A 25,003-nucleotide genomic window follows, 5' to 3' on the forward strand; every position below is an offset into this window, starting at 1 on the left:
CATGCACGCATTAACCAGTTGGTTTATTCGCAACCCGGTCGCCGCCAATCTGATGATGTTATTGATCGTGATTGCCGGTTGGCTGACGGTTTCTTCTATCCGAGTGGAAGGTTTTCCCAAGTTGCCGGCGGATACCTTAATCGTCAGAACAGATTTCCCGAGCGCGCATGTGAATCAGGTGGACCAACAGGTCACTCGGAAAATTGAAAAAGCCTTCGAAGGGGTTGCCGGGATCAAACGGGTAACGGCATTTTCCAGTGAAGGGGTGTCCGAAGTACAGGTGATGAAGCAGGAAGGCTATTCTCTACAGCGCTTGTCGGAAGATCTTCGCACTCGATTGGATGCCATTGATGGTTTGCCTTCCGCCGCCGAAAAGCCGGTGGTAACGCGTAATGACTTTGACCTGGCTGCGATGATCGTTCAACTCTACGGCGATGTTGATACGACAACGTTACAGACGGTGGCAACCGATGTGCGAGAAACCTTATTGGCCTTGCCCGAAGTCTCTAAGATCAACACCTGGGGCAAACGACCACCTGAGATCCGGGTGGAATTGAAGCCTGAAAAGTTACTGGCCTATCAGCTGAGTGCCGACGATGTGGTGCGGCAAATCCGTCAGTCTTCGTTGTCCTTTCAAGCCGGGATTTTGAAAACCCGCGACGGCAATATCTCCTTGCGTGCAGACCATGAACGCTTACGTCGTTTGGATTTCGAGCAAGTGCATATCAAGTCGTTAAGCAATGGTCAGGAACTCACCTTGAAAGACATCGCCGAGGTGGTGGATGACTACGAAGACGATCAGTCGGTGGTGCGGTTTGATGGCGTGCCTGGGATCGGTATGGAAATTCTGATTGGTCGAAAAGAGAATCTTCTGGACATTGCCGAGGCGGTGAAAGCCTCTCTGGCAGCACAACGAAAGCTGTTGCCCGAAGGTGTGTTCATTGATTCATGGGCCGACAGCAGCGGTTACATCTCTGAACGACTGACACTGTTGAAAGACAATGCCATTCAAGGCTTGTTGCTGGTGTTTGTGTTGCTGGCGTTGTTCCTCAATATCAAGCTGGCCTTTTGGGTGGCGATGGGGATTCCCATCTCTATCGCCGGTGCCCTCGCAGTGATGGGTTCAGATTGGGTGGGTTTTTCACTCAATGACATCACTACTTTTGGCTTGATCATCGCACTGGGGATTCTGGTGGATGATGCTGTGGTGGTGGGGGAAAGTGTCTTTGAGACTCGAACCGATAATCACAAATCCAATGATCGAGACCCTATAAATACTGACCCGATAACAGGGACGGAGGCGGGTGTGAAAAAAGTCGCCACCGCAACCATCTATGGCGTGCTGACTACCGTTGCAGCCTTTTTCCCGATGTTGTTGATCGACAATGCCATGGGCAAGATTCTGGCGAGCTTTGCAGGTGTGGTGATCCTGACGCTGCTGTTCTCTTTGTTTGAGAGCAAGTTCATTTTGCCTGCTCATTTAGCGGCGATTTCCATCGAGCCCAAACCTCATTCTTCAATGTTGGGCCGCATTTTTAGCTTCGGAAGAAAGATTCAGGGGGGGGCTCAAGCCAGTTTGGATTGGGTGAAGTTGCGTTGTTATCAGCCCTTATTACTTTGGACGTTGGAACAGCGTTATGCCGTCTTAATTGTCTTTTTCTCCATGGCGGTATTGGGGCTGGGCCTGATCGCCAACGGCAGCATTCGAACTGTCTTCTTCCCGGATATTCCTGGTCAACTCGTTACTGTTCAGATGGAAATGGATCCGCGTTCTCCTCATCGTTTAACGGTGTCGAATGCCAATACCATCGAGCAGGCTGTAAATCAGCTTAATCATCAATGGCAGCAACATTATGACTTAGACCAGTTACCCATTAAGCACGTGCTGACTGTGGTGGCGGGGGCTTCTTCGGTAGAGCTTTATGCCGAGTTAACCAAACCGCAAGATCGGCCTGAATTACCCGCGCAAGAGATTGTCTCCCAATGGCGACAAACCGTAGGTCAATTGGAAGGCGCCACAGAGCTCAGTTTCAATGCGTCCGAAGAAACCGGAGGTGGCTTTGCGTTACAAGTGTTCAGCAAGAATGACCAAGTGCTGCGGGAAGTCAGTGAGTTATTGATCGAGCATATCCGCGCCACCGACGGTGCGAGTAATGTCCGTCAGGACTTAAAGCCCGGTCAGCCGGAATTACGTTTTCGCCTAAAACCGGAGGCGCGCTATTTGGGTTTCACCGATGAATCCTTAGCGGTGCAGATTGGTGGGCGTTTTGGTGGCATTGAAGCGCAACGTGTTCAGCGTGGTTCCGACGAAGTGAAGGTGATGGTGGAAGATGGCAAGAGTGCTCGGGATTCCCTGGCGGACTTGTTTGATCTTCGGGTGATGAACGATCAGGGTCGATGGTTTCCGATTTCCACGGTGGCTCAGATTGAATCCTCCTACGTGACTGACTATGTGGCACGTCGAGATGGCAAACGGGTGAACACTATCTCGGCCTCTTTGGATAAATCGCATCTTTCCCCCTCGGAACTGGGAGCAGAGATCTTCGATGGTCTGGTGCCAAAACTGGCCGATCAATACCCGGAGGTGGAGATCAAACAGGCGGGTGAACTGGAAGAAATCTTCACCATCAAAGGCAACCTGATTAAGGCGCTGTTGTTCACCTGTGTGCTGATTTATGTGCTCTTGGCGGTGCCGTTGAAGTCCTACGTTCAGCCGTTCGTGATTATGTCGGTGATTCCCTTCGGTTTTGTCGGCGCCGCCATCGGGCATCTGATTATGGATGTGCCATTAAGCCTGTTGTCCTTCTTTGGGATGTTGGCGTTGGCGGGCGTGGTGGTGAACGATTCGCTGGTGATGCTATCACGTTATAACCAAGGCCGAACGGAAGGTCTTACCTTCCAAGACGCCCTGATGGATGCCGGAATCGGACGCTTTAAAGCCATCTTTCTAACCACAACCACCACGGTGGCGGGGTTAACGCCTCTGATGCTGGAAACTTCCGAACAGGCGCAATATCTGATTCCCGCCGCGATTTCGTTGGCGTTCGGTGAGATCTTTGCCACCGCCATCACCTTATTGTTGATTCCTATTTTGATTGCCATTGGCCATGACATGAAACGGTTAGGCACGGGTTCAAAGACAGAAAAAATCCCACAACTTAATTCACTAGAAGGAGATACTTTATGAGATTTAATTGGGCTAAAAAGTTAATACAAGGCATTCGATATCTGTTTTTAATAGTCGCTACTTTGGCAGGGGTTTTGGGAGGTACTTTGTCTTGCGCGAACCCCGCATTCTCGAATGATTGGGTTTATTCCGTGACGATGGACGGCGAAGACATTGGGCAGATGAAAACAGTGATTAACGCATTACCTGCGGGCCAGCAGATCACGGAAACGTCGGAGCTGTTGATTCCTTCCATTTGGGGGGATACCGAGATCCACAGTTATAAACACGAGAGCTATGGGCAAAACGATAATCGAGACGTTTCTGCACTAATTAAGGCAAGCTATTTAACCCTCTATAACGATTATTTGATGCTGGTGGACATCACTCCGGCACATCGCGGCCTGTTGAAATATCACATGCAGTGGTTCGAGTTAAACCAGGATCAATCAGAACAAGTGAAAGCGTCGTGGAAGCAGTTATCGATCTCAGACACCATCTCGACTGCTGTTGATGGCTTGATCAGTGAGAGGATGCAGGCTCAAGTAACCACTCTGAAAACCACCGAAACCTACTCGACGTTTCTTGATCCTAACGACTTCGATATGACCCTAACGGCGTTTAATTTACGACTGCCGAAACTGCTGCCGGACGACCAAAAACGCTCCTTCCGACTGTTTGATCCAGAGAGCGATCATGAAGTGCCGTTCTATCAAGTAACCGCACAATTGGCCTCTGCCAAACCGCTGCAACAGATTAATGTGGACTATGACGGCGGTGGCCGGTCGGTCTATCAATACGACGTCAGTGAAGAATCATCCCGGTTGGTGACCTTACATGATGAGAGTGGTGAGGAGAGCATTGTGTTGAAATTGAGGCATTTTTGATTGCCTAAGGTTAAATTCGTCATCTCTCCCGAACTGTCTAAACTTTAATCGAATGCAGTTTAATCGGGAGATCTGGTGATGAAGGCAGGCATAAGAAAACTGTTAACTCTTTTGTGTTTATTGGGGATGTCTACGTTTAGCTTCGCTGAAACGCTAAAAGTGGTTTTATACGATGGTGGTTCGCCACCGCTGTTTTTTGAGAAAGGCGACAGTAATACCGGTATTTATGTGGATCTCTTGAATGCCATCGGTAAGCAATCCGGTATTCAGTTTCAGTTTGATTACTTGCCAACAAAACGGGCTATGGCGTTGTTTGAGCAAGGGCAAGTGCACGTTGAGCCGGGTATCAATCCGGTTTGGCGTTCAGGTTCTGCTGTACCTGGTGAGTTCACCATCGCCTTTGCCAAAGCCGAAGATGTGGTGATTTTCAATGAAGGTAAGCTTAAATCGGTGTCTGGCCCACAAGACCTTAGTGGCATGAAAGTCGGGACTATCAAAGGCTTCTTTTATCCCGGTTACATGGATGCCTTTGGATCTGGCAGTATTCATCGGCAGGACAGTTTGAACGAAGATAAGCTCATGTTGAAACTGGTCAATAATCGAATTGATACCGCCTTTATTCGTAAGGAAGCCGCTCAGTATCGAATCAAAACCGATGCAAGTTTGAAATCAATTCAGATTGGCAGTGTGATTGGTTCGGCCGATATTATGTTTCGGGTGCATCCTTCTAAAGCCGCTGTGATTCCAGCGATAAATGAAGCGATTACCGAGCTGAAAGCCAATGGCACGGTTGAGACCATCTATGCTCAATATCGTTGATCAAATCCTTCACTATTAACCTCAATAAAGCGGCCTGAGAACCAAACTTAGTGCCGCTTTTCATCGAGCGATTTAACCTCTTTTGAGGAAAAATTGAGCTTCTGAATAAGATGTTAACAATTTCTGTGGATAACCTGTTGAATAACCTATGTGGAAGTGATTCAAACGCCCGTTTTAACTGGAGTTCAGACTTTAGTGTTAAAAATAGCCAATGTTATGACTTGTTCAAACATTGCACTAACTTATTGTAAAAATTGAATAAAAAGTATTCATAAAATCATTTTCTGCATGTCTTACCGTTGTTTCCTGTGGTTTACTAACCGAAAAAATAATGAACTTCACAGGACAGATTTAACAGGGAGCTTTTATGATACTTACGACATCCACCAGCATTTTCTATCCCGCTTTCGCGATGTTTTTACTGACCATGCTGTGTTTGCTTTCATTGGGCATGAGTCGTTTAGGTGCAATCAAACTGGGCAAGGTGAAAATCAGTTTCTACCGAACCTACAACCAAGGGACAGAACCTGAACGTTTGCACTTGCTTTCACGTCATGTGCACAATCATTTCGAAGTACCACCTTTGTTCTACGCGGGTGTCTTAATCGCCTACGTTACCAATTCTGCAACTGACACCGCTGTGGCCTTTGCCTGGGCGTTTGTGATTACGCGATTAATTCATTCGGCGATTCATTTGACGATCAACAATGTGACCTATCGTTTCTTAGCCTTTGGCGCGGGTTTGATTAGCGTGACCGGGTTGTGGGTAACGGTTTTTCTAAATGTGATTTGATGTAGTTATATAGAAGAGCCCCGGCCTTGGCTCAGGCCGGGAATGATTGAGAAGTTTTCTATCGCTAATCATTGCAGAGCTTACCCGGTGATTCCTTTCTATAGGATAACGAGAGCCGTCAGATACAGCCCCAAGCCAAACACGGCATGAGTCAGTAAACTTTTACTGCGAGCGTTCATTGGTTTGGGTGTTTTGGATGCAGCGACGCCAAAGCCAAAACACGGTTGCATTACAAAAAACGGAAAGATAACGGTCGCTACACCAAACAGCAGTGCGGGTAAGAGTGTAGGGGCTGCTAACCAATCTTCACCGACGATTGCGACTAAACCACCAGCAAAGAGAACTCCGATCAGGTAATGGCTAAACCAACCGATGGCCTTTTCAAAACGAGTGGCTGATGCATTAAAAATGCTTTGATGGACAAAGGTGCCTTTGGTCATGTGCCCAAGCCAACGGCCAACCAAGGCATAATCCAGCGAAGGGATATTGAGTAGTTGCTTGAGCAATATCGCCCAAACATCCATCACCAATGTTGCACCGATACCTATGGCTAGAATCTGGTAAAGAGTGGTTGAGGGTTCAGAAAGCTCTGGCATATAGCGTCTCCTTAAATTGATCGTATTAACGTGTTTCTGGTGTTGGTTAATACGATACAACTTCAAGTTGACTTTAAGTCAAGAGGCTTTTTGAGATCGTTTGGGATTAGTATGTTTCTCTGCCCAATTGGTGTGTTGTTCTTTCATCGTGGTGTTGGGATCAAAGGAGTGATAGTGTAATAAAATCAAAGGCTTCAGTTGGGAGTTTGAGCACTTTTAGTGTAAGAAACGACTTGGAATCGTGTATTCATTAGCTATATTGAGGACGGAAATGAGACAGTTAATATTTTTAATTTTATTTGTTATTTCATGTTTGGCTTACGCTAGTACAAATGTCGATGATACTGTCACTCTTAAATCTTCTGAGAACACTATAGATAAAGTTATTTATGAAGCTCAGAAGGTTGCTATCAAGTATTTTCAGTCGTTAGAAATAAAGGACTACCGTTCATTAGTTGATGTATTTGAAAAGCAGACAATTAAATCAAAGGCAAATATGGTGAGAACTAGATCATCCCTTGATAATCCGATTATCGCTTTATCCAACGAAGACATACTAATAAATACGACAAAGCAAAATATGGCTAGATATGACCATGTTGATTTTAAATATCATGTTTTAGGCGGAGTCAGAGAGGGACAAAACTTGGTTCACTTTACAGTTAAGCAAGTTGTTACGGTTGAAGGCTCAAGCCGAAAATATAGATATATAACGTTAACTCTCAATAATTATTCTGGTTCCTGGAAAGTTGAACCTAGACGTAAAATAGCTAGTGCTCTGTACAATAAACTGTATGGTTCTTACAAAGGCTCTAAAGAGCGTGAGCCTGAAGATTTAGTGGCTTTCAAGTTGCTTTGGTAATTCCTCTTTTGACTGATTAAGTCGTAGACAGCTAGAAGAATAGATTTAGTGATTAATCTTACGAATATTGAAGAAAAAATTAACTTATATATCGAGGTTGCCGGCTATGAATTTCCGGAAATTGAAGATGACGATTGGTGTTTGCTAAGACTTCGGATTCAACAAGAGAGTGACAGTATAGAGTTGGTTGACCCAGCCATTGAAACGACTGAACTTGCTCAGCTTTTACATTGGTTTTCATCTTTGGTTGAAGGGCGCTTACCTGAGTATGCTCATCTTGATTTTGTGGAGCCATGCATTAGTTTCGAATTTTTAGCATTCAAAGAGGACGTTGTTAGAATCTCTATAAATCTTAGCCATGAGTTATCGCCTAGCTTTCCAATGAGACAATTTGGATCTGAGGCAAATGAATGGTCTATCGTATTCGATCTTGGAGAAGAGCAACTCAAAAGTATCTGTAGTGGTATTAAAAAGACATTGGATCAGTATCCAATCCGTGGATGCTAGTTGCTTTTCAAAGGCCATTAGTTTCTGGTGGCCGTTCCCCCCTAGACTAAGGTCTAATGGTTAACTTTCCCTTCCCGCGCAACACTTAACTCATACGTTAAATTGTCTGTTATTTGCTCAGCCATCGAATCGACTGGGCGGATTTTGGGAGAAGAGTGATGAGTGGTGTAAGTTCAGAACAAGCCTTTAAATCTGAAGAGCAAGTGGTCCCGGTTAAGCCCGAGTTTGCGAAAAGTGCCTGGATTGATGAGGCCAAATACAAGGAAATGTATCAGCAGTCGATCATTAATCCGGATGGTTTTTGGCGCGAGCACGGTCAGCGCATTGATTGGATGACGCCTTATTCGAAGGTGAAGAACACTTCCTTCGATGACCATAATGTGGACATTCGTTGGTTCGAAGATGGCACCTTGAATGCGTCGTCGAACTGTCTGGATCGTCACTTGGAAACCCGAGGGGATCAAACGGCGATTATCTGGGAAGGCGATGAGCCGGATCAGGATCGCACCGTCACTTATAAAGAACTGCATCGCGAAGTCTGTAAGTTTGCCAATGCCTTGAAGAGCCAGGGCGTTCGCAAAGGCGATGTGGTGACCATTTACATGCCGATGGTGGTTGAGTCTGTCGTCGCTATGTTGGCCTGTGCCCGTATCGGTGCAATTCACGCAGTGGTATTTGGTGGTTTCTCACCGGAAGCCTTGGCAGGCCGTATTATTGATTGTGACTCTAAGATCATTATTACAGCGGACGAAGGTGTTCGTGGTGGTAAAACCGTTCCATTAAAGGCGAATGTGGATGAGGCACTGACTCACCCGGACATTCGTTCAGTGGAGCGAGTGATTGTGTATGAACGCACGGGAAATACAGCGGTGGCGTGGCATACCCATCGTGACGTGCGTTGGGATGATCTGATGAAAACGGCGTCGGAGCATTGTCCGGCGGAAGAAATGAATGCGGAAGATCCTCTGTTCATTCTTTATACCTCGGGCTCGACGGGTAAACCGAAAGGCGTAGTGCACTCTACGGGGGGCTACATGGTGTATGCCTCGATGACGCATGAGTATGTGTTCGACTACAAAGATAATGAAGTCTATTGGTGTACGGCGGATATTGGTTGGATTACCGGCCACAGTTATTTGGTGTATGGCCCATTAGCCAACGGTGCGGTTTCTTTGATGTGTGAAGGGGTGCCAAATTACCCGGATTCCACTCGTGTTTCGCAGATTGTGGATAAACACCATGTGAATATTTTGTATACCGCACCGACCGCAATTCGCGCCTTGATGGCGGAAGGTGATGCGCCGGTGGCGGGTACGAATCGCAGTTCGCTGCGCCTTCTGGGAACTGTGGGTGAACCGATTAACCCGGAGGCCTGGAACTGGTATTACCAAACCATTGGGGAAGAACGCTGCCCGATTGTTGATACCTGGTGGCAGACGGAAACCGGCGGCATTATGATCACGCCGTTACCGGGGGCAACGGATTTAAAACCGGGCTCTGCGACCCGTCCGTTCTTTGGCGTGAACACGGCGCTGGTGGATAACTCGGGGAACCTGATCGAAGGTGCTGCCGATGGTAACTTGGTGATCATCGACAGTTGGCCGGCACAAAGCCGAACCGTGTACGGTGATCATCACAGATTCATTCAAACCTACTTCAAAACCTTCAAAGGCATGTATTGCACAGGCGACGGCGCACGACGCGATGAAGACGGTTATTACTGGATTACCGGCCGTGTGGACGATGTGCTGAATGTCTCCGGTCACCGCATGGGCACGGCTGAAATTGAGAGTGCGATGGTCGCGCATAAAGATGTGGCTGAAGCCGCTGTGGTTGGTTTCCCGCATGATGTCAAAGGTCAGGGTATCTATGTATATGTGACCTTGAATCAAGGCGCAGAAGCGTCAGAAGAGCTTCGCATGGAACTGAAAAAATGGGTGCGGAAAACCATTGGCCCGATTGCTTCACCGGATGTGATTCAGTGGGCGCCGGGCTTACCGAAAACTCGTTCTGGTAAAATCATGCGTCGGATTCTTCGCAAGATTGCTGCGGCTGAATACGATGGCTTGGGTGATACCTCCACTCTGGCTGACCCGTCGGTGGTGGATGATTTGATCGAAGAGCACAAGGGAATATCAGCGGCGTAATCCTAAGATTTAATGCCACAGGCTGAAACTAAAAACCGGAGCTTTGACTCCGGTTTTTTGTGCTTTCAATTTGAGTGCTTTGAATTTTGTTCTTTGGATCTTGTTCTTTGGATGTATGCGCCTTGGATGTATGCGCCTTGGATTTGAACGATAAAGCAAAGACGTTAGGAGTTGGACTGTTTTGATAGGCTGGGTCTGTTGTACCACTCATGATCAAAAGATAAGTCTTCGAGTCTTTCCGGCTTTCCAAAGTAATAGCCTTGCAAGTAGTCACAACCAATGCTGGTGAGATAGGCTGCAATTTCTTCGTTCTCAACGCCTTCGGCAGTGACCTGAAGGTTTTGAGAGTGGCAAATATTGATGAGGGGAGCTAGCAGGCTTCGTTTACCTTCTTCCATCGACTTATCAATAAAGGTTTTATCCAGTTTGATCATCTTCGCTGGGTACTCAATCAACTGAAGGAGTGCGGTGTAGCCGGTTCCGAAATCATCAATGGCAATATTGAAGCCTTGAGCAATTAATACCTTAAGCAGCACATCGGTTTCTTGTGTGTACTCCACATTGAGTGTTTCCGTCATTTCAAGCTGAATTTGTTTTGGCGGTACCTGATATTGGTTAGCCAAGACAATCAGATCCACACCCAGTTTGTTGGAGTTGAGTTGTGCGGAAGATAAGTTAATGGAGAGTTTAAAGTCCCGTCCTAAGCGGGCTTTTAAGTCGGCATAGGATTTAAATGCGGTTTCCGCCACCCAAGAATCAATCTTGTTGAACAGACCGAAGCTTTCGGAAATTGGAATAAATTCATCCGGGCCAACAAAGCCAAGCTTCGGCGAGATCCACCGGATAAGAACTTCAAAGCCGTCAATTTGACGAGAACGGGTATTCACCAACGGCATGTAGACTAAATAAAACTCGTCATCCGGGTTGAGGGTTTTTAATTCCTGCTCGATGTCTTTCAAGCGTCGGGTTTTGTTTGCGATCTCTTCTGAATACAGGGAAATTTGATTCTTACCACCGTGTTTAGCATGGTACATGGCGTTGTCAGCGTTATTGATTAACTGAGATAAGGTATGACCATCCTGAGGGTATTTGGATATGCCGATACTGGCGCTGACAGGAAAGTGGCCTCGTTCAAAATGGTAACCATCCTTAAAGAGCTGTAATACCTGATTCGCAATGTGCTCTGCGGGGGAGTCTTCCGGAGACATTTCAGGGTGTTCCAGAATGATGGCAAATTCGTCTCCGGCGATTCGGCCGATCAGGCAATCCTCAATCGATTGGTGGTGTGGCATATCGTCTTGATGACAAATTAGCGTCAACTTATGAGCCACCGATTTAAGTAATGCGTCTCCGGTGCCGTGACCAAACCGATCGTTGACGAATTTGAAGTTATCGAGGTCGATATAAATAAAGGTCACTTGTAGCTCATGTTCTTGGGCATGATGAAGTAATTGGTTGGTTCGTTCTGTGATGTAGGCAATGTTGTGCAGCTTGGTCAGAGAGTCTTGCTCTGACAGTTCTTTGGTTTTTTGATATGCCTGAACCAGGTTGCCATACAGCGTATTAAAGGTACGTTCCAGTCGACCAATTTCATTACTGGCATCAGCGGTCACGTCGATGTTGTCTTTTTGATTTGCCATTACCTGGCTTAGTTCATGTTCTAACCGGATGATGGGACGAGTAATGTATCGTTGTAACAAGAAATACAAGATCAATGATGACACCACAAAAAAGAGAATGCCTAATGTTGTGAGACCCTGACGAGTGGGGGCCAGGTGGTTCTCAAGGTAGTCGTGTGTGACGTGAATATGGAGCGTGTCATTATTGTTTAGAGTGGCTTCAGCAAATAAATCAAGACTGATATCAGTAATCTGATTATGGGCGTGTTGATTCTCTGAATGAGGTGTTTGCGCTGAAGATTTTTGCGTTTCTACAGGAGCTGAATCGAGGTCTGAGTGTACATCTACCGTGGCACCATAGCTTTCTTCAATGTCGCGTTTTAGCTCGATGAACTTGGAGGGTTCTAAAGCAAATGTGACCAATACACTGTTGGCAAGCTGTGAAGGATGAGGCGGTAAGAAGGTCTGTCTGTCGAGTACTTTTGTAATGGCAATCAGGTGTTCGTGACTGTCAGATTGTATGTGGTGAATATAGCTATAGCCTGAGCTTTGTTGAAGTTGTTTAAGCTCGTTGATTAGTTGTTCGTCCAGCTCTGCAAATGGATTGTCACTTAATTCAAAAAAGAATTCCCGGGTGAGATTGGCATCGTTTGTATGAATTGCAAAGCTCAGCTCATCCGTTTTGTGTTGTTCAAAACTGCGAATGGCCTTTTCTATGGAACTGCTTAATGTGATGTGTGAGTAGCGATTGTGACTTCTGCCGCTGATGTAATCCCGAAAAATGGTGCTTTCTGTCAAGGCCAGTAAATAGCTCTCGGCATAGGTTGTGTATTGGTCGTAAAGGGATGACAGCTCGGTAACCGCCAGATTCAAGCGGTTTTGTTCCAGCTTGCGGGTGGTTTCGGCAATGGAAAAATAGGAAATCACAGCCGCCAGATAAAAACTCAGAAAAACGACCGGAAAAATTACAAATAACGCGCGCTTACTGAGAGTCATGTAGCTTTACCAAGGAGCTGGTGATTCTGTTTCTTAAGTACAAATTACTGGCGCTCAGAGTTGAATATTGTTGACTTTTCTTGAGTAGAGCCTGGGGTGGGTAGACGGTTAAATCATCTTGGAACTCTTGGGACTGTAATGCTTTTGCTTGTGAGCTTGGCGTTGCTACATAAATGTCCTCAGAGTTTTTTGCCGTATTTTCCAGCGTATATAGATGCTTCAGGAAATCGATAGCCAGGGCTCTCTTCTTACTGCTGGATACAATAGCAAGGCAATCCAGCCAAGTAATAGTGCCTTCTTGTAATGTTGTGTAGTTCCATATTTCCGAGCCAGCTCGATCATTCAGGGTAAATTGATCACCGCTATAGGCCAGTGCCATATAGAGCTCGTCTGATTTAGGGTTTCGATCAACAAACGTAACCGGATACTCGAAGGTAAGCACCTTAGGAAGGTTCTGTTTGATGAGCTCGAAGGCTTCCTTTAATTGTGTGGTGTCTTCGGTATTGATTGATTGTCCCTTGAGCAGCAAGGCAGGTGCCAGTAAATCGGTGTAGTCCTCAAATAACCCAACGTGCCCGGACAGCGTTTTGTCAGGCATCAGGAGTTGTTTCCAGGAGGTCGGAGGGGTTGGTATTTTATCTGTCCGGTAAACAACACCGAGAGTCCCCCAGAAATAAGGAATGGCGTGTTCACCGCAACCGGAACGCCATTGTTCATCCAGGTGGCTCAGCCCTGGAAGCTCTTCTGGAGTAGGGACGCGCTGGAGCATGCCTTCGGAGCCCAGTTGCAGTCCGGCAATATGGTCGATGATCGTGAGATCGATGTTTTGGGCGGTATTGCTGGCCACGAGAGCATCGCGATCTTCTTCGTTATCAAAGTAGATTTGTTTAAGGGTATGCCCGGAGCTCTTTTCCCAAGCGTTGACTATGTCATCGGAAATGTATTCTTCCCAAGTATATAGGGTCAGTGTTTCAGCAGAGCTAATTCGTCCCATTATTAGAAACACAAAAAGCAGTAACAGGCGTTTCATGCAGACCTCTCAAACAGCATTCTAAGGTAGAGCTTTACAACAACTATAGGTGCTTTTCGGAAAACGTCTGGTTTTAAAGGAATTTTGTCTTAATTTTCAAGGTTTACGGTGTGTACAGTAGAAAAACAGAAGGGGGAAAAGAGAAGGTGGAGAGCCCTTATCGGGCTCATAATAGGTTTTCTTTGCTCGCTTTTTATTTTTATTTTTGAGCTTCAGTCCTGAGTTTCTATTTTTATTTTTATTGGTGAAACCGAACTGTTTGTATTTTTGTTGTTCTTGATTAATAGATTGCTAACTGCGTGCCAGTTTATAAAAGTTGTTTATAAACAGTTGGTTATGATTTTTGTTGCTTGGCTGGAACACTGAGTTGTTACCTATGTTCCATAGTTTGGACGGAGAGTTGTGTTACCTGGGTGGTAGAAAGGTAACACTTTTGAAGGGAGTAATACGTTTGTCTGAGCGCTTAAAAGTAACACTCTCAGGCAAAAGATTCGATGTGCGGCTATTAATCTGGGTTCCGCATCTAAAGCGTGCTTCACTCTAATGTAGGCTGCACATCGAATCCTGGTGGTTACAAGAACCTAGGCGACGTTGTTAATTCACTGCTATTATTTTGTCGCCGTTTTTTTGGTCGTATCGGACGCTTTCTTTTTCTTGAGAGGGATGACCTTAGGTTTATCTATTTTCATCTCTGCTCGTTTTTTCAATGCAAACTCACGAATACGTTTGATGTCATCGTCCGTATACACCCCACTAACACCAGAGATAGCCGCGAGTTTCATACCGTGCTTGAGACCCATTTGGTAAATCTCTTTGACCTTTTCCCACTCAATGTTTCGACCGAGTGTGAAGTTCTCAAAGCGTCCTTCCAAAGCCAATACAATGGTTTCTGCCAGACAGGCATAGGCAACGTTATTAGGCAGACTGATGTTTTTCATCTGAACATCGCCTGGTAATTCAATTTCCCCGGATTCAATCACCAGTACATCCGGTCGTTTGGCGACGTCGCTGGCCGGAATATCCAATGGGCGTGCCACGTCGGTAATCACACAACCGGGTTTGACCTTCATGAAGTCGAGAATTTTCTTACCTGCTCCTGAGGTAGCGGTAACAATCATGTCCATCTCGCCGAGATCTTTGTCAGCGTGGGTGGATAAATGCACCTTGGCCTCGGGGGTTTCCTGGAGAATGGTTTCCTTCATCGCCAATAGTTTTGCCGTCTCTGGGGCCACCATATAGATTTCATCCACAGCTTTGGCCAACAAGCGAGCACACACGGAACCGATGGCGCCGGTGGCACCCACCACCATGGCTTTGCCGTGGACCTTACCGGTTTTATTTATCTCTACCAGTCCGAGTCTGCGAGTGGCATCGGCAGCGGCCCAAAGCGCTCCGGATGCGCTGTAACTGTTGCCCGTAGTAATCGGCAGTGGCGCGCGTTTAGCCACAGTGATACCAGCATCGCCCACTACTTTGGTGAAGGCACCCAAGCCCATGATCTGAGCGCCCATGCGCTTGGCTAACTTGGCAGCGGCCAGCAAGCGACGATAGGTAAATTCCGGGCTGTGAGCCATGATCTCTTTGGGTGTTCCGCCGACGGTAATCAACCAACCTTCGGCTTCTACACCCGTTGGGGATTTAATCCCTTTCACATGGGAATAGACAAACGGTGGCGCATAAGCCATGACTTTTTCCACCGTATCCATGACCACTGGTGGAGAGTATTTGGCGATGACATCCAACGGCTTGGCGTTTTTAAAATACTGTTGAGACAGCGGATGAATAACAAAAGCAAAGCGATTGATACGCTTGAAACCGGATGGGAACAGAATCTGAGGCTCTACTTGCAGCGTTTCCATAATCTCAAGGAAGTCGTCCTGGTTCAGCTCGCCTTGCTTCTTATCCAACGCCGCAAGAATCATCGCTTCAATGACGTTGATTCCGACGGTAATGTCGAAAATTTTAGGACAAATATCGACCACCATGTTCACGCCTTTTTCGCGCAGCTTTTCTAAGCGCTCATCAGTGATGGTGGAGGAGAGTAAGGTTTTCCCGCCCATTTCTTCCAGAGTAAAATGCTCGACTTCTTCATAACCCGCAGCAATCACATCGGCTTTTTGAGCCGCTTTGCGGAGGATGTACTTATTCCACTCTTTAATTGGCGCAACACTTGGGGTCAGTACATGCGGCGGAGTCCATTTATTTAACGGGTGAGTGCCTGTGGCATAAAGCTCTAGAGCACTTAAGGAGGTTAACAACTTAGGTACGCCCAATTGCATGACCGGGTCTGCAAAGAACAGGTTGTCTGTGAACTCGCTCATTACCGACGCCGCACGGTAGTTGGAGACTCCATTGAAAAACATCACGCGCGAATTATTGAAGAAATTGCCTTGGGATATCTGGGTATGGCGAATGGCCCATTCGTGCAGGATATTACGCAGTTGCGAACCGGTGGTGACCGGAATCTTCTTAACCAGGTCTTCCAGGTGCTTGGTATTTTTCTGAACAAAGCGCTTGGTGCCGACGTTGTAATGTTCTCTAACACGTCCTAAGCCAAGAACATCGGCCTTGGTTTGCCATTCTTTGATCAGTGATTCTGCTTTCTTAAGATCTTTATTTGTACCGATGCGTACGACGCGGAACTTCTGTCCAAGAAAATCTGTGGTGAAGTCGTAGTCAAGTGCATCACTTCCTAAACTGATGCTTACTACCGTTTTCATAGTCCCTCCGGGATCACTCGACTGAGAGGTTGTTGAGGTGGTCACTTTCTATGCAGACTTCATTTGTCAAAATTGACTGTTGGTTTGCGACAGGTCGGTGACGTTTATTGTTATTACTCACTTTATCTATACACAAATCATTTGTTAAGACGTTAGCCTAGATCAATAAATTGATATTTGATTTAGGGCGACAAGGAAGTTGCCGATAATTGGAATAACTGTCTAATCTTAAAAGACTGGATTGTTCGAGGGGAAATGACATGGACGAACCACAAGATCAAGTAACGACACAAATAACCTTGAATAGCGAGTGGTCTATGTTTGGCTGGATCACCGAGGCTTATAAAGAGCTGTCGCTCTAGGCAACCTGACCATCGGTTAACTACGCTTAATCAGTCACTTTAGAGCTATTCTTTAGACCGAAAGTCTTTAGAACGAAAGTCTTTAGAGTGTGATTCTTTAGAACATGATTTTTTAGAGCGATGACGTCTGAATAGGATGTAATGTTGAAATGGAATTTTTACGAACCCCGGAAGAGCGCTTCGAACGTTTGATTGGTTACCCTTTTTCCGAGCACTATGTGGACGTTGCCGAAGGTATCAATCAAACCACCAAAGAGTCGGAATCGCTTCGAATGCATTATGTGGATGAAGGTCCTGGGGATGCTGACCCGATTCTTATGTTGCACGGGGAACCGAGCTGGTCGTATCTCTATCGACATATGATTCCCATTTGTGCAGCGGCAGGTCATCGAGTGATTGCCCCGGATCTCATTGGCTTTGGCAAATCGGATAAACCCGTCGGTATCGGCAGCTATTCCTACCAAAGTCACATGGATTGGATGCAGACCTTTATTGATGCTCTGGAACTGACCAACATCACGCTGGTCTGTCAGGACTGGGGATCATTGATTGGCTTACGTCTTGCGGCCGAAAACGCAGATCGCTTCAAAGCCATTATCGTTGGCAATGGCATGTTGCCCACGGGGGATCAGAAGGTCCCAATGGCCTTCCATCTATGGAAAACCTTTGCCTCCTATAGCCCTTGGTTTCCTATCAGCAAAATTGTCGCGTCAGGTACCTTTAAGAAGTTATCCAAGGCGGAAGCCGACGCCTACGATGCACCGTTTCCTTCCGAAGACTACAAAGCTGGCACACGGGCTTTTCCAACGTTAGTGCCTGTGACACCGGATAATCCGGCAACAGAGGCTAATCGTGCCGCCTGGAAAGTGCTGGATGCCTGGGAGAAACCCTTCTTAACCACCTTCAGTAATGGCGATCCAATCACGCGGGGTGGCGATAAATACATGCAGGAACGCATTCCCGGCAGTAAAGGCATGAAGCATCAAACTCTGGTGGGTGGGCATTTTTTACAGGAAGACTCCCCTCAGGAATTTGCCATCGCCATTAACGACTTGCTGTCATCAATGGCGGAAACAGATTGAGGCCAAGAGGACGAGTTACTTGACTGTTAGCCCGTATTTCTCGATTTTCCGATCCAGTGCGGGTCGGGAAATGTCGAGGATTTTTGCACTTTTCCCCTTGTGCCCACCGGTATAATCCAACACGTATTGAATGTGTTTGGCTTCCAAATCTGCCAAGGTCGACAGCGCTTCATTCGCGTTATTACTTGAGTGTGTGGAAGCGTTGTCTGAGTGTGTAAAACCGTTAATTGATTGAACACCATAGTGAGCGTCTTTGCTGATACACAGCTCTTGTTCACCGATGAAATTGCTTCTTGCTCGAATCACCGCTTGTGTCAGTACATTTTGTAATTCACGAATGTTACCCGGCCAGTGATAGTGTTTGAGCAAGGCCATGGCTTCCGGCGTGGTTGTAAGATTCGGTTTACCTTCGGAACGACAAATTCGCTCCAGCAAACCTTCGACCAAGGTAGGAATGTCTTCAGCGCGTTCTCTCAGGGGTGGAAGTTGAATCTGCATGGCGTTCAAACGGTAATACAAATCTTCGCGAAAATTTCCGGCATCAATCTCATTGGGCAGATTGCGATTGGTGGCGGCTATCACGCGCGCATTGCTTCTTAACTGCTGACTGCCACCGAGTCGTTCAAAGGTGCCTTCCTGAAGCACGCGAAGTAACTTGGCTTGAAGCGGTAGCGCCATTTCTCCGATCTCATCCAGAAACAGGGTGCCATTTTCAGCCAGTTCAAATTTGCCTGGCTTGCGATCGGTGGCGCCGGTGAAGGCTCCCCGTTCATGGCCGAACAGTTCGCTTTCGAGTAGGTTATCCACCAGAGCGGCGCAGTTGATTGCCATAAATGGGCCAGGGCATTGGCTGTGATGGTGAATCGCTCGCGCCACCAATTCTTTGCCGGTGCCGCTCTCGCCGGTGATCAGCACGCGAGCATTACTGCCTGCCACCAGAGCGATTTCTTTACTGACATCGAGCATGGCTTGGCTTTTACCAAGTAAGCGTGGTTCGGTTAACGCTTCATTGCTGACCGAGGAAAGCACTTCAACCTGTCGCGCCAGTTTCTGATGTTCCAAGGCGCGATTAACAGTGTGGTTCAACTCATCGGTTTTGATCGGCTTATGAACAAAGTCAAAGGCACCGGCTTTAATGGCGGCGATGGCGAGTTCGAGATCGTGTTCCGCTGTCATCATCACCATAGTGGCGGGAGTGTTGTGTTCTTGAAGTTCTTTCAGTAAATCGTAGCCTTTGCCGTCTGGCAGACCTTGATCCATCAGAATAAGGTCGGGTTGGTGCAGCGGCACTAATTCCCGAGCTTCCCGTAAACAACTGGCATGAAAGACTTCATGACCTTCGTCCTCAAAATGCATGGACAACATTTGAGCGAGGGCGCTTTCGTCTTCAACAATGAGGATGCGGGAGTTCATATCACAATGCCTATGGAAATATCGATTCTTATTAGGTTAGTTATATCGTTGGTGGCGTAGGAAACTTAATTTGGATGCAGGTGCCGGTTTGCTCTGTAGAGGTGATCGACAAGTGCCCGTGATGGGCATCCACCAGCGACTTCACAATAGCCAAGCCCAGTCCTGTACCATTGGGTTTACCGCTGACAAAGGCATCGGTAATGGTCGCCAGTTTTTCCGGGGGAATTAGCGCCCCTTGGTTGGTGACTTGTAACACCGCATAGTCGCCTTGCTGATCAACCAACCACTCGATGGTTTGTTTTTCATGTGCGGCATCGCAGGCATTGGACGCAAGGTTTAACAGGATCTGGGTTAATTTATCCGGGTCTGCCTGAACGTAAACTTCGTCTGTTGTCTGAAGATTAAATGCTTGCTGCTTTGGCTCCACCAGACAGTGGTGTGTGGACAAGAAGTGGTCGACAAAGGTGTGTAGCTCGACGGATTGAGTGACAAGGTTGGCAGGTCGCGCATAGACCAAAACTTCATTCAGCATCCGTTCCAGACGGGAGACTTCATTACTGGCCAATTGCGCCCGTTTGCTGGCGCGGTCATCCCCTTGGCGGTCAAAGTACTCTAAGGCCAGACGAATGGTCGCCAGCGGGTTTCGAATTTCATGGGTTAAGCTGGTGGCAAATTCACCAATGGCAGCAAGCTTCTCTTTCTGGGCGAGTTCATCGCGGGCGGCCAATAGTTCTCTGGAGCGTTGTTCGACCAGATCTTCTAGATTCTCTGAATGTTCTTTGAGTTGAAGATATAACTCGTAATTATCTAATGCGATGGCAATGCGCTCAGCAAACAAGCTGGCCACTTGGGCATCGTCTTCACTGTAGTTGCGGGTGTTTTCATCAAAGTAGCAGAGGGTTCCGACCACCTCACCATTGGGCAGCTTTAATGGAATGCCAAGATAGGAACAGTAACCAGCAGGAGGCTTGCCGTATTGAGGCGTCGCCAGCGCATCTTCGACTCTGAGAATTTCACCACTGTTGACCACGAAGGTGGAAAGATGACCATGAATGTCGAGCGGTACACCGACCTTCGGACTGTGCGGTTCACGGGCAATGACGTTTTTCTTGCCATTACGATACAAGGTCACCGCCGCCGCGCCATCGCCCAATACGTCCAATACCGCTTTGCAGATTTGATTGAGATAATCCTGCAGTTCTCCTGTTCGATAACTGAGGGTCGCCAGAGACGCAATGGCTTTCTCCTGCAGGGTGTTAAGCGACGGGTTTGAACGCGTTGGGGTTTCAGGAGACGCATCTGCATCAGCCATGATGTAATCCTCGTGGATGAGTTCTCCCGAGAGATTATACTGGCTAAAGCGAAGGCGAGGCGAGTTTGTAGGTCTCATTCTTAATCTTGCACTCAGCAAGTTACTTATACGTTGTTCTGTACGTGTATCGAGGAGGATATCGATATTGTGGCCGGTTTCGGGAAACGACGTGCCAACCAATAGTCGAGACTTAAATACTTTCCGCCACCGATAAAGAGCAATACCAACAGCATGATGAAGTAGGTAGCAGCGAACTCGATGCCGTTATTCAGAATCACCACCGAGCCTTTCTCGGTCAGCCATTGATAATTGCCGTGCTGTTGCAGAATGTCTTTAACGCGATCCAGACGGTCGATGGCGGCCATGGTTCGATCCGTCGCAAATAGACCATCGCCACTGGCAATGGCTAACCAACCGTTTTTCCAATGGACGCTTACCGCAGCCACGAGCATGGTGAACATCATTGGGATCGAAATCCAGCGAGTGAATAAGCCCAGTGCCAGCAAAATAGCACCGCCCAATTCAGCGGCGATGGCTAATACGGCCATCAACCACGGCAGTGGCAGACCTAAGCCCCAGTCCTCATTGCCGAACCATTGAACGGTGTTGTCAAAATGGCTGAGTTTTTGAGTGCCTGCCATCCAGAAAATGGGCACCAAGTAGAGGCGTAACAGTAACGGTGCGATGAAATCGAGATGCTTGGTGTGATCGAGTAATCGTTGCGCTTTATGAATGAGTGTCAGCATGGTTCTAATCCTAAATTGCACTTAAGCCAGTAATGCGTTCTGCGTTTACAAAGGCGTCTTTTGTTAATGGTTAGTTAATGGTTAGCTAATGATTGGCTCAAGATTGGTTCAGTTGAGTACGTTAAGTGCGTGCAACTGTTTCAGTAACCCGGCACCTTGCTCATAAAACTGTTCCGTCGTTGGAAGTTGCAGACTTTCGGCAAGTTCGGTGAGCAAGTCATAACCCGTACTGTGTTGGTTTTCGGCCAGCTTGATCACCAAGTGATAAGCCAAGAGTTGCAACTCGAAGAAACGAACTTCTTCTTGGTCGTCTTGAAATAACAGCAAACAGGTTGGCTGGGCGGGTGGTTCACTGGGCTGAAAATCCGGGCTGATTTGATGTACCGGATATTGATACACCAGCGGCAGAGCAACGTTGCAAAGCGTTATCACACGAGTCAGTAGATTTTCTTCTGTGTCTTGTTGGAATAGAGAAGAGGGTTCACGATCCAGCATAAACAGATCCAGTTCCACGCGTTCATAATGCGCCAGTTCCAGCAGAAACTCAGGGGTGTGAAACACCTGGTCGTCCTCTTCAGGGTTAGCTGTTCGATGACTAAGGAAATCGACAAATTCGGCAGATAGCTGAGAAAAATACGGCGTTTGTGCTCGGTAATCTCGCAAGAATTCGCGTACCAAGGCGTACCAGTGTTCTTCGGTCAGGACACTGTGAATCACTGGAAACGAGGTAGACAGTTGTGATTCCACATTGTTAAACACCAGATCTCGATAGACGCCGACGCGACGCGCATCTAATTGTTGGGGAGGCGCTATCTGCTCCGGGTCTCTTAAATAGGTGGTCATGGCTTCCTGGTGTTGAGCCAATGAGGTTTGCGTTTGAGCGTCGTTTTGAACCTTATGCATGATGACCTCCCACGGCTTTGTGTTGAGTCTGAATGCCTGTTATCCGAGTATTTGTTGTCTGATTATTTGTTGTCTGGCTATTTGTTGTCTGAGTATTTGTTGTCTGAGTGCGTGCTTGAATTCGCTTAATAACGTCCAGCTCTTGCTTAAGATCTGTCAGTGATGGCAGATTGAAATCACGTTCAAGCAGGGTCGGGAGTTGCCCAAACCGTTGATACGCTTGATCCAGTAATGACCACACCGGGTCAATTACATCGGCACCGTGGGTATCAATAATGAGGCCGTCATCTTCGCGATAATGACCGGCCACATGAATGTAAGAGACATGCTCTGCTTCCAGCTGGTTGATGTAGTCTTCCGGCTGGTAATTGTGGTTCTGGCTGTTCACATAGACGTTGTTGACGTCCAGCAGTAAGTCGCAGTCGGCTTCTTTCACCACGGCGTTGATAAACTCGACTTCACTCATGGTTTGTTCGGGCACTAAGTAATAGGAAATGTTTTCGATGGCGATACGGCGTTCGAGAATGTCCTGAACCTGACGAATACGAGCAGCAACGTGCATCACCGCTTCATCGGTGAAGGGCAGTGGTAATAAGTCATAGAGTTGTCCGTCGTCGGCACAGTAACTCAAATGCTCGCTGTAAATGGGCATTTGATGCTGGTCTAGAAACTGTTTGATGTCTTTGACCAGTTGTGTATTAAGCGGGGCACTGCCTCCAACAGAGAGAGATAACCCATGTGCAATCACTGGCGTGCGCTCACTGATTTCTCTCAGTTGGCGACCCAAGCGACCACCAATGCCAATCCAGTTCTCAGGCGCCACTTCAAAAAAGTCGATGGCATTGGCTGCGGCTTCGACGATGTCGTTACCCGTCAGTGACGACAGCAGAGATCGTCTTAGTCCGAGGCCGGCACCTGTAATGGTTTGGGGTGTTTGGTTGATTGCGTTCATGGGGAAATCCTGTGTCTCTTTGGAGTCAGTTAAAAGGAGAATGAGTGAGTCAAGGAATTACCCTTGACCACCGCATTTGCCTTCAGCGCTCTTATTAGCACCACATGAACCTTCTGTGCTTTTACTGGCGCGTTTGTCTGCACCACATTTGCCTTCAGCGCTCTTATTAGCACCGCATGAACCTTCCTTGCTTTTGCTTGCACGTTTGTCTGCACCGCATTTGCCTTCAGCGCTTTTATTAGCACCACAAGAACCTTCAACGTTTTTGCTAGCGCGTTTGTCTGCACCACACTTACCTTCGTTGCTCTTGTTTTCACCGCAAGAACCTTCTGCGCTCTTGTGATTTTTTGCATTGCCACCGCATTTACCTTCACCGCATGAACCTTCAGCTACTACCATGTAGCCGCTCGTTAGCTCGGTTGCACCGAATGGGTTAACGTCGGCCTGTGCCACAGATACAGACAATGCCGAGGCCATCAAAGTACCGATTGTTGCAGATAGAAGCGTTTTCGTTTTTGCGTTGTTCATAATGTATCTCTCTTAGTAATAATCCGTTGATTAAGTGAATGATTTAATTCATTACGATTTAAATTCAATAGATACATTGCGAACGCTGTGCCAGTTTTTAACTTGTTGAAATGTAAGGATTTATTTTAATATTAGGGATTTATTTGTAATGAATCATTCAATTTTAGAAGAGGCAGGATGTAATGAATCGTTACGTTTTAAGGGAAGGGAAAAGACTTGTAACGTTTTGGAAAACCGATAGAGAAGGGTATCAATAAATCAGCAGAGAAAGCATGGATTCCTCTGCTGAAAAGAATAAAGAAAAGTACGAAAATACTGTCTTACTGCTTCATATCCAAAACAATACGATAGCGCACATCACCGTTTCTCAAGTGATCCAATGCGTTGTTGATCTCTGAAAACTTAAACATCTCGACCTGTGGCGCAATCTTGTGACGTTCGGAGAAGTCTAACATTTCGGCGATGGTTGCCGGGCTGCCCACCGGTGATGACGACACCGAACATTGCTGCATCATCAATGAGAAGACACTGATGTCCAGAGGCTCTAGGGTGGCGCCAACAAAGTGAAGGCGGCCGCGCGCTTTTAAGGTTTGCAGATAGAGGTTCCAGTCCAGTTTCACATTCACGGTCGAGATGATCAGATCGAATGTTCCTGCCGCAGCTTTGATTTCCTTGCGGTCACGGGAATTTAAGGTGTGGTGTGCGCCTAAGCTGAGTGCTTCGTCGCGTTTGGCGTCTGAGCTGGTAAAGGCAGTAACTTCACAACCCCAGGCATTAAGAAATTTCAAGGCCAAGTGACCTAAGCCACCGATGCCGATCACTGCCACTTTATCGGTGGGCTTAACATCAAACTGCACTAACGGATTGAAGACCGTGATGCCACCGCAGAATAGAGGGCCAGCCACTGACAGATCAATGCCATCCGGAATCGCCACCACGCTGTTCGCCGCAGCGCGGACTTTATCAGCAAAGCCGCCGTGATGACCGACAATAGTGCCTTCGGCTTCGGCACATAAATTATGATCCCCGTGATCGCAATGACCACAGTGATTACAGAAGCTTGAGTGCCAACCCAGGCCGACCTTTTGACCAACTTTAAAACGGGTGACGTCAGAACCAATCTTGGAAATTACCCCGGCTACTTCATGGCCTGCGATCAGTGGGTAAACAGATTCACCCCACTCATTATCAATCATGCTGATGTCACTGTGACAAATCCCGCAGTAGTGCACATCAATTTCCACTTCGTCGGATTTCAGTTCACCTGGATCAAATTCATACGGGGTGAGAGGGGCTTTAGCTTCTAACGCTGCCATCGCTTTAATCATAGATACGTCCTTAATTAACAGGCCATTCATTAATTGCTTGTTTGGTGTTTATGTTCTTTGAGCTGAAGGTCGCTTTAAAACAAGTAATAGTGAAACAGGCCATTGATAAGCAGTTTATCGGATGGCCAGCTCTACCTCTTTTTCATGAGTCTATCCCTTATACGACAATCTTCACATGGCTGGATCAGACATTTTAGGGATCTCCTGATCAGGTCAGAAAATTGCATAGCAGCTT

Annotated in this window: 19 protein-coding genes; 8 read left to right on the forward strand and 11 right to left on the reverse strand. The window is 47.1% G+C overall.

Going from position 1 to position 25,003, the window contains the following annotated elements:
- Position 1 precedes the first annotated feature (1 nt).
- The 4 genes from QQL66_RS00530 to QQL66_RS00545 all read left to right on the forward strand — a co-directional run bounded on the left by QQL66_RS00530 (position 2) and on the right by QQL66_RS00545 (position 5,665).
- Positions 2-3,187 carry an efflux RND transporter permease subunit gene (locus tag QQL66_RS00530; RefSeq protein ID WP_284377494.1) on the forward strand — a complete coding sequence of 1,062 codons (3,186 nt, stop codon included), beginning with the start codon at positions 2-4 and terminating at the stop codon, positions 3,185-3,187.
- A complete protein-coding gene (locus tag QQL66_RS00535) occupies positions 3,184-4,053 on the forward strand; it encodes a hypothetical protein (RefSeq protein WP_284377496.1) in 870 nt (289 codons plus the stop codon). Before QQL66_RS00530 ends, QQL66_RS00535 begins: the two co-directional genes overlap by 4 nt.
- A gap of 78 nt (positions 4,054-4,131) precedes the next feature.
- Entirely contained in the window at positions 4,132-4,872 is a 741-nt protein-coding gene (locus QQL66_RS00540) for a substrate-binding periplasmic protein (protein ID WP_284377499.1), read from the forward strand.
- Between the two features lie 367 nt (positions 4,873-5,239).
- Positions 5,240-5,665, forward strand: coding sequence for an MAPEG family protein (locus tag QQL66_RS00545; protein WP_284377501.1), 426 nt, complete (start codon positions 5,240-5,242; stop codon positions 5,663-5,665).
- A 98-nt stretch (positions 5,666-5,763) separates the two neighbouring features.
- Here the strand turns inward: QQL66_RS00545 and QQL66_RS00550 are convergent, their stop codons facing one another.
- The gene (locus QQL66_RS00550) at positions 5,764-6,261 is read right to left on the reverse strand and encodes a DUF2938 domain-containing protein (RefSeq protein ID WP_284377503.1); all 498 of its coding nucleotides are present in this window, start codon (positions 6,259-6,261) and stop codon (positions 5,764-5,766) included.
- Positions 6,262-6,532: 271 nt separating this feature from the next.
- Between QQL66_RS00550 and QQL66_RS00555 the strand changes: the two genes are divergently transcribed.
- From QQL66_RS00555 to acs, 3 genes are all read left to right on the forward strand, one after another.
- Positions 6,533-7,123 carry a hypothetical protein gene (locus tag QQL66_RS00555; RefSeq protein ID WP_284377506.1) on the forward strand — a complete coding sequence of 197 codons (591 nt, stop codon included), beginning with the start codon at positions 6,533-6,535 and terminating at the stop codon, positions 7,121-7,123.
- Positions 7,124-7,171: 48 nt separating this feature from the next.
- The gene (locus QQL66_RS00560) at positions 7,172-7,630 is read left to right on the forward strand and encodes a WapI family immunity protein (RefSeq protein ID WP_284377508.1); all 459 of its coding nucleotides are present in this window, start codon (positions 7,172-7,174) and stop codon (positions 7,628-7,630) included.
- 158 nt (positions 7,631-7,788) lie between these two features.
- Complete coding sequence (gene acs / locus QQL66_RS00565) at positions 7,789-9,777, forward strand: acetate--CoA ligase (RefSeq protein ID WP_284377509.1); 1,989 nt, start codon at positions 7,789-7,791, stop codon at positions 9,775-9,777.
- A 164-nt stretch (positions 9,778-9,941) separates the two neighbouring features.
- Here acs and QQL66_RS00570 read toward each other — a convergent pair whose 3' ends face one another.
- The 3 genes from QQL66_RS00570 to QQL66_RS00580 form a co-directional block, all read right to left on the reverse strand.
- A complete protein-coding gene (locus QQL66_RS00570) occupies positions 9,942-12,392 on the reverse strand; it encodes a putative bifunctional diguanylate cyclase/phosphodiesterase (protein WP_284377511.1) in 2,451 nt (816 codons plus the stop codon).
- Entirely contained in the window at positions 12,379-13,422 is a 1,044-nt protein-coding gene (locus QQL66_RS00575) for a polyamine ABC transporter substrate-binding protein (protein WP_284377513.1), read from the reverse strand. Before QQL66_RS00575 ends, QQL66_RS00570 begins: the two co-directional genes overlap by 14 nt.
- A 608-nt stretch (positions 13,423-14,030) precedes the next feature.
- Entirely contained in the window at positions 14,031-16,142 is a 2,112-nt protein-coding gene (locus tag QQL66_RS00580; protein WP_284377516.1) for a DUF8754 domain-containing protein, read from the reverse strand.
- A 511-nt stretch (positions 16,143-16,653) separates the two neighbouring features.
- Here QQL66_RS00580 and QQL66_RS00585 point away from each other — a divergent pair.
- Positions 16,654-17,586 carry a haloalkane dehalogenase gene (locus tag QQL66_RS00585; protein ID WP_284377517.1) on the forward strand — a complete coding sequence of 311 codons (933 nt, stop codon included), beginning with the start codon at positions 16,654-16,656 and terminating at the stop codon, positions 17,584-17,586.
- Between the two features lie 15 nt (positions 17,587-17,601).
- Here the strand turns inward: QQL66_RS00585 and QQL66_RS00590 are convergent, their stop codons facing one another.
- The 7 genes from QQL66_RS00590 to ahr all read right to left on the reverse strand — a co-directional run bounded on the left by QQL66_RS00590 (position 17,602) and on the right by ahr (position 24,768).
- Entirely contained in the window at positions 17,602-18,999 is a 1,398-nt protein-coding gene (locus QQL66_RS00590; RefSeq protein ID WP_284377519.1) for a sigma-54-dependent transcriptional regulator, read from the reverse strand.
- Between the two features lie 40 nt (positions 19,000-19,039).
- On the reverse strand, positions 19,040-20,311 hold the full coding sequence (locus tag QQL66_RS00595) for a GAF domain-containing sensor histidine kinase (protein ID WP_284377521.1): 1,272 nt from the start codon (positions 20,309-20,311) through the stop codon (positions 19,040-19,042).
- Positions 20,312-20,415: 104 nt separating this feature from the next.
- The gene (locus QQL66_RS00600; RefSeq protein ID WP_284377524.1) at positions 20,416-21,057 is read right to left on the reverse strand and encodes an HvfX family Cu-binding RiPP maturation protein; all 642 of its coding nucleotides are present in this window, start codon (positions 21,055-21,057) and stop codon (positions 20,416-20,418) included.
- Positions 21,058-21,165: 108 nt separating this feature from the next.
- Positions 21,166-21,960, reverse strand: coding sequence for an HvfC family RiPP maturation protein (locus QQL66_RS00605; RefSeq protein ID WP_284377526.1), 795 nt, complete (start codon positions 21,958-21,960; stop codon positions 21,166-21,168).
- Positions 21,953-22,912, reverse strand: a complete 960-nt coding sequence (locus QQL66_RS00610; RefSeq protein ID WP_284377528.1) for an HvfB family MNIO-type RiPP peptide maturase — start codon at positions 22,910-22,912, stop codon at positions 21,953-21,955. The genes QQL66_RS00605 and QQL66_RS00610 overlap by 8 nt, the downstream gene beginning before the upstream one ends.
- Before the next feature lie 57 nt (positions 22,913-22,969).
- The gene (locus tag QQL66_RS00615) at positions 22,970-23,440 is read right to left on the reverse strand and encodes an HvfA family oxazolone/thioamide-modified RiPP metallophore (RefSeq protein WP_284377530.1); all 471 of its coding nucleotides are present in this window, start codon (positions 23,438-23,440) and stop codon (positions 22,970-22,972) included.
- 320 nt (positions 23,441-23,760) lie between these two features.
- Positions 23,761-24,768: an NADPH-dependent aldehyde reductase Ahr gene (ahr, locus tag QQL66_RS00620; protein ID WP_284377532.1), complete on the reverse strand. Its 1,008-nt coding sequence runs from the start codon at positions 24,766-24,768 to the stop codon at positions 23,761-23,763.
- Positions 24,769-25,003 lie beyond the last annotated feature (235 nt).

Origin of the sequence: Litoribrevibacter albus (assembly GCF_030159995.1) — a bacterium.
GTDB classification, from domain to species: Bacteria; Pseudomonadota; Gammaproteobacteria; order Pseudomonadales; family Litoribrevibacteraceae; genus Litoribrevibacter; species Litoribrevibacter albus.

Excerpts from the sequence above, each read along its gene's own strand:
- QQL66_RS00530 (WP_284377494.1), top strand. The coding sequence starts at position 2 with ATGCACGCATTAACCAGTTGGTTTATTCGCAACCCGGTCGCCGCCAAT.
- QQL66_RS00535 (WP_284377496.1), top strand. The coding sequence starts at position 3,184 with ATGAGATTTAATTGGGCTAAAAAGTTAATACAAGGCATTCGATATCTG.
- QQL66_RS00540 (WP_284377499.1), top strand. The coding sequence starts at position 4,132 with ATGAAGGCAGGCATAAGAAAACTGTTAACTCTTTTGTGTTTATTGGGG.
- QQL66_RS00545 (WP_284377501.1), top strand. The coding sequence starts at position 5,240 with ATGATACTTACGACATCCACCAGCATTTTCTATCCCGCTTTCGCGATG.
- QQL66_RS00550 (WP_284377503.1), bottom strand. The coding sequence starts at position 6,261 with ATGCCAGAGCTTTCTGAACCCTCAACCACTCTTTACCAGATTCTAGCC.
- QQL66_RS00555 (WP_284377506.1), top strand. The coding sequence starts at position 6,533 with ATGAGACAGTTAATATTTTTAATTTTATTTGTTATTTCATGTTTGGCT.
- acs (WP_284377509.1), top strand. The coding sequence starts at position 7,789 with ATGAGTGGTGTAAGTTCAGAACAAGCCTTTAAATCTGAAGAGCAAGTG.
- QQL66_RS00570 (WP_284377511.1), bottom strand. The coding sequence starts at position 12,392 with ATGACTCTCAGTAAGCGCGCGTTATTTGTAATTTTTCCGGTCGTTTTT.
- QQL66_RS00575 (WP_284377513.1), bottom strand. The coding sequence starts at position 13,422 with ATGAAACGCCTGTTACTGCTTTTTGTGTTTCTAATAATGGGACGAATT.
- QQL66_RS00580 (WP_284377516.1), bottom strand. The coding sequence starts at position 16,142 with ATGAAAACGGTAGTAAGCATCAGTTTAGGAAGTGATGCACTTGACTAC.
- QQL66_RS00585 (WP_284377517.1), top strand. The coding sequence starts at position 16,654 with ATGGAATTTTTACGAACCCCGGAAGAGCGCTTCGAACGTTTGATTGGT.
- QQL66_RS00590 (WP_284377519.1), bottom strand. The coding sequence starts at position 18,999 with ATGAACTCCCGCATCCTCATTGTTGAAGACGAAAGCGCCCTCGCTCAA.
- QQL66_RS00595 (WP_284377521.1), bottom strand. The coding sequence starts at position 20,311 with ATGGCTGATGCAGATGCGTCTCCTGAAACCCCAACGCGTTCAAACCCG.
- QQL66_RS00600 (WP_284377524.1), bottom strand. The coding sequence starts at position 21,057 with ATGCTGACACTCATTCATAAAGCGCAACGATTACTCGATCACACCAAG.
- QQL66_RS00605 (WP_284377526.1), bottom strand. The coding sequence starts at position 21,960 with ATGCATAAGGTTCAAAACGACGCTCAAACGCAAACCTCATTGGCTCAA.
- QQL66_RS00610 (WP_284377528.1), bottom strand. The coding sequence starts at position 22,912 with ATGAACGCAATCAACCAAACACCCCAAACCATTACAGGTGCCGGCCTC.
- QQL66_RS00615 (WP_284377530.1), bottom strand. The coding sequence starts at position 23,440 with ATGAACAACGCAAAAACGAAAACGCTTCTATCTGCAACAATCGGTACT.
- ahr (WP_284377532.1), bottom strand. The coding sequence starts at position 24,768 with ATGATTAAAGCGATGGCAGCGTTAGAAGCTAAAGCCCCTCTCACCCCG.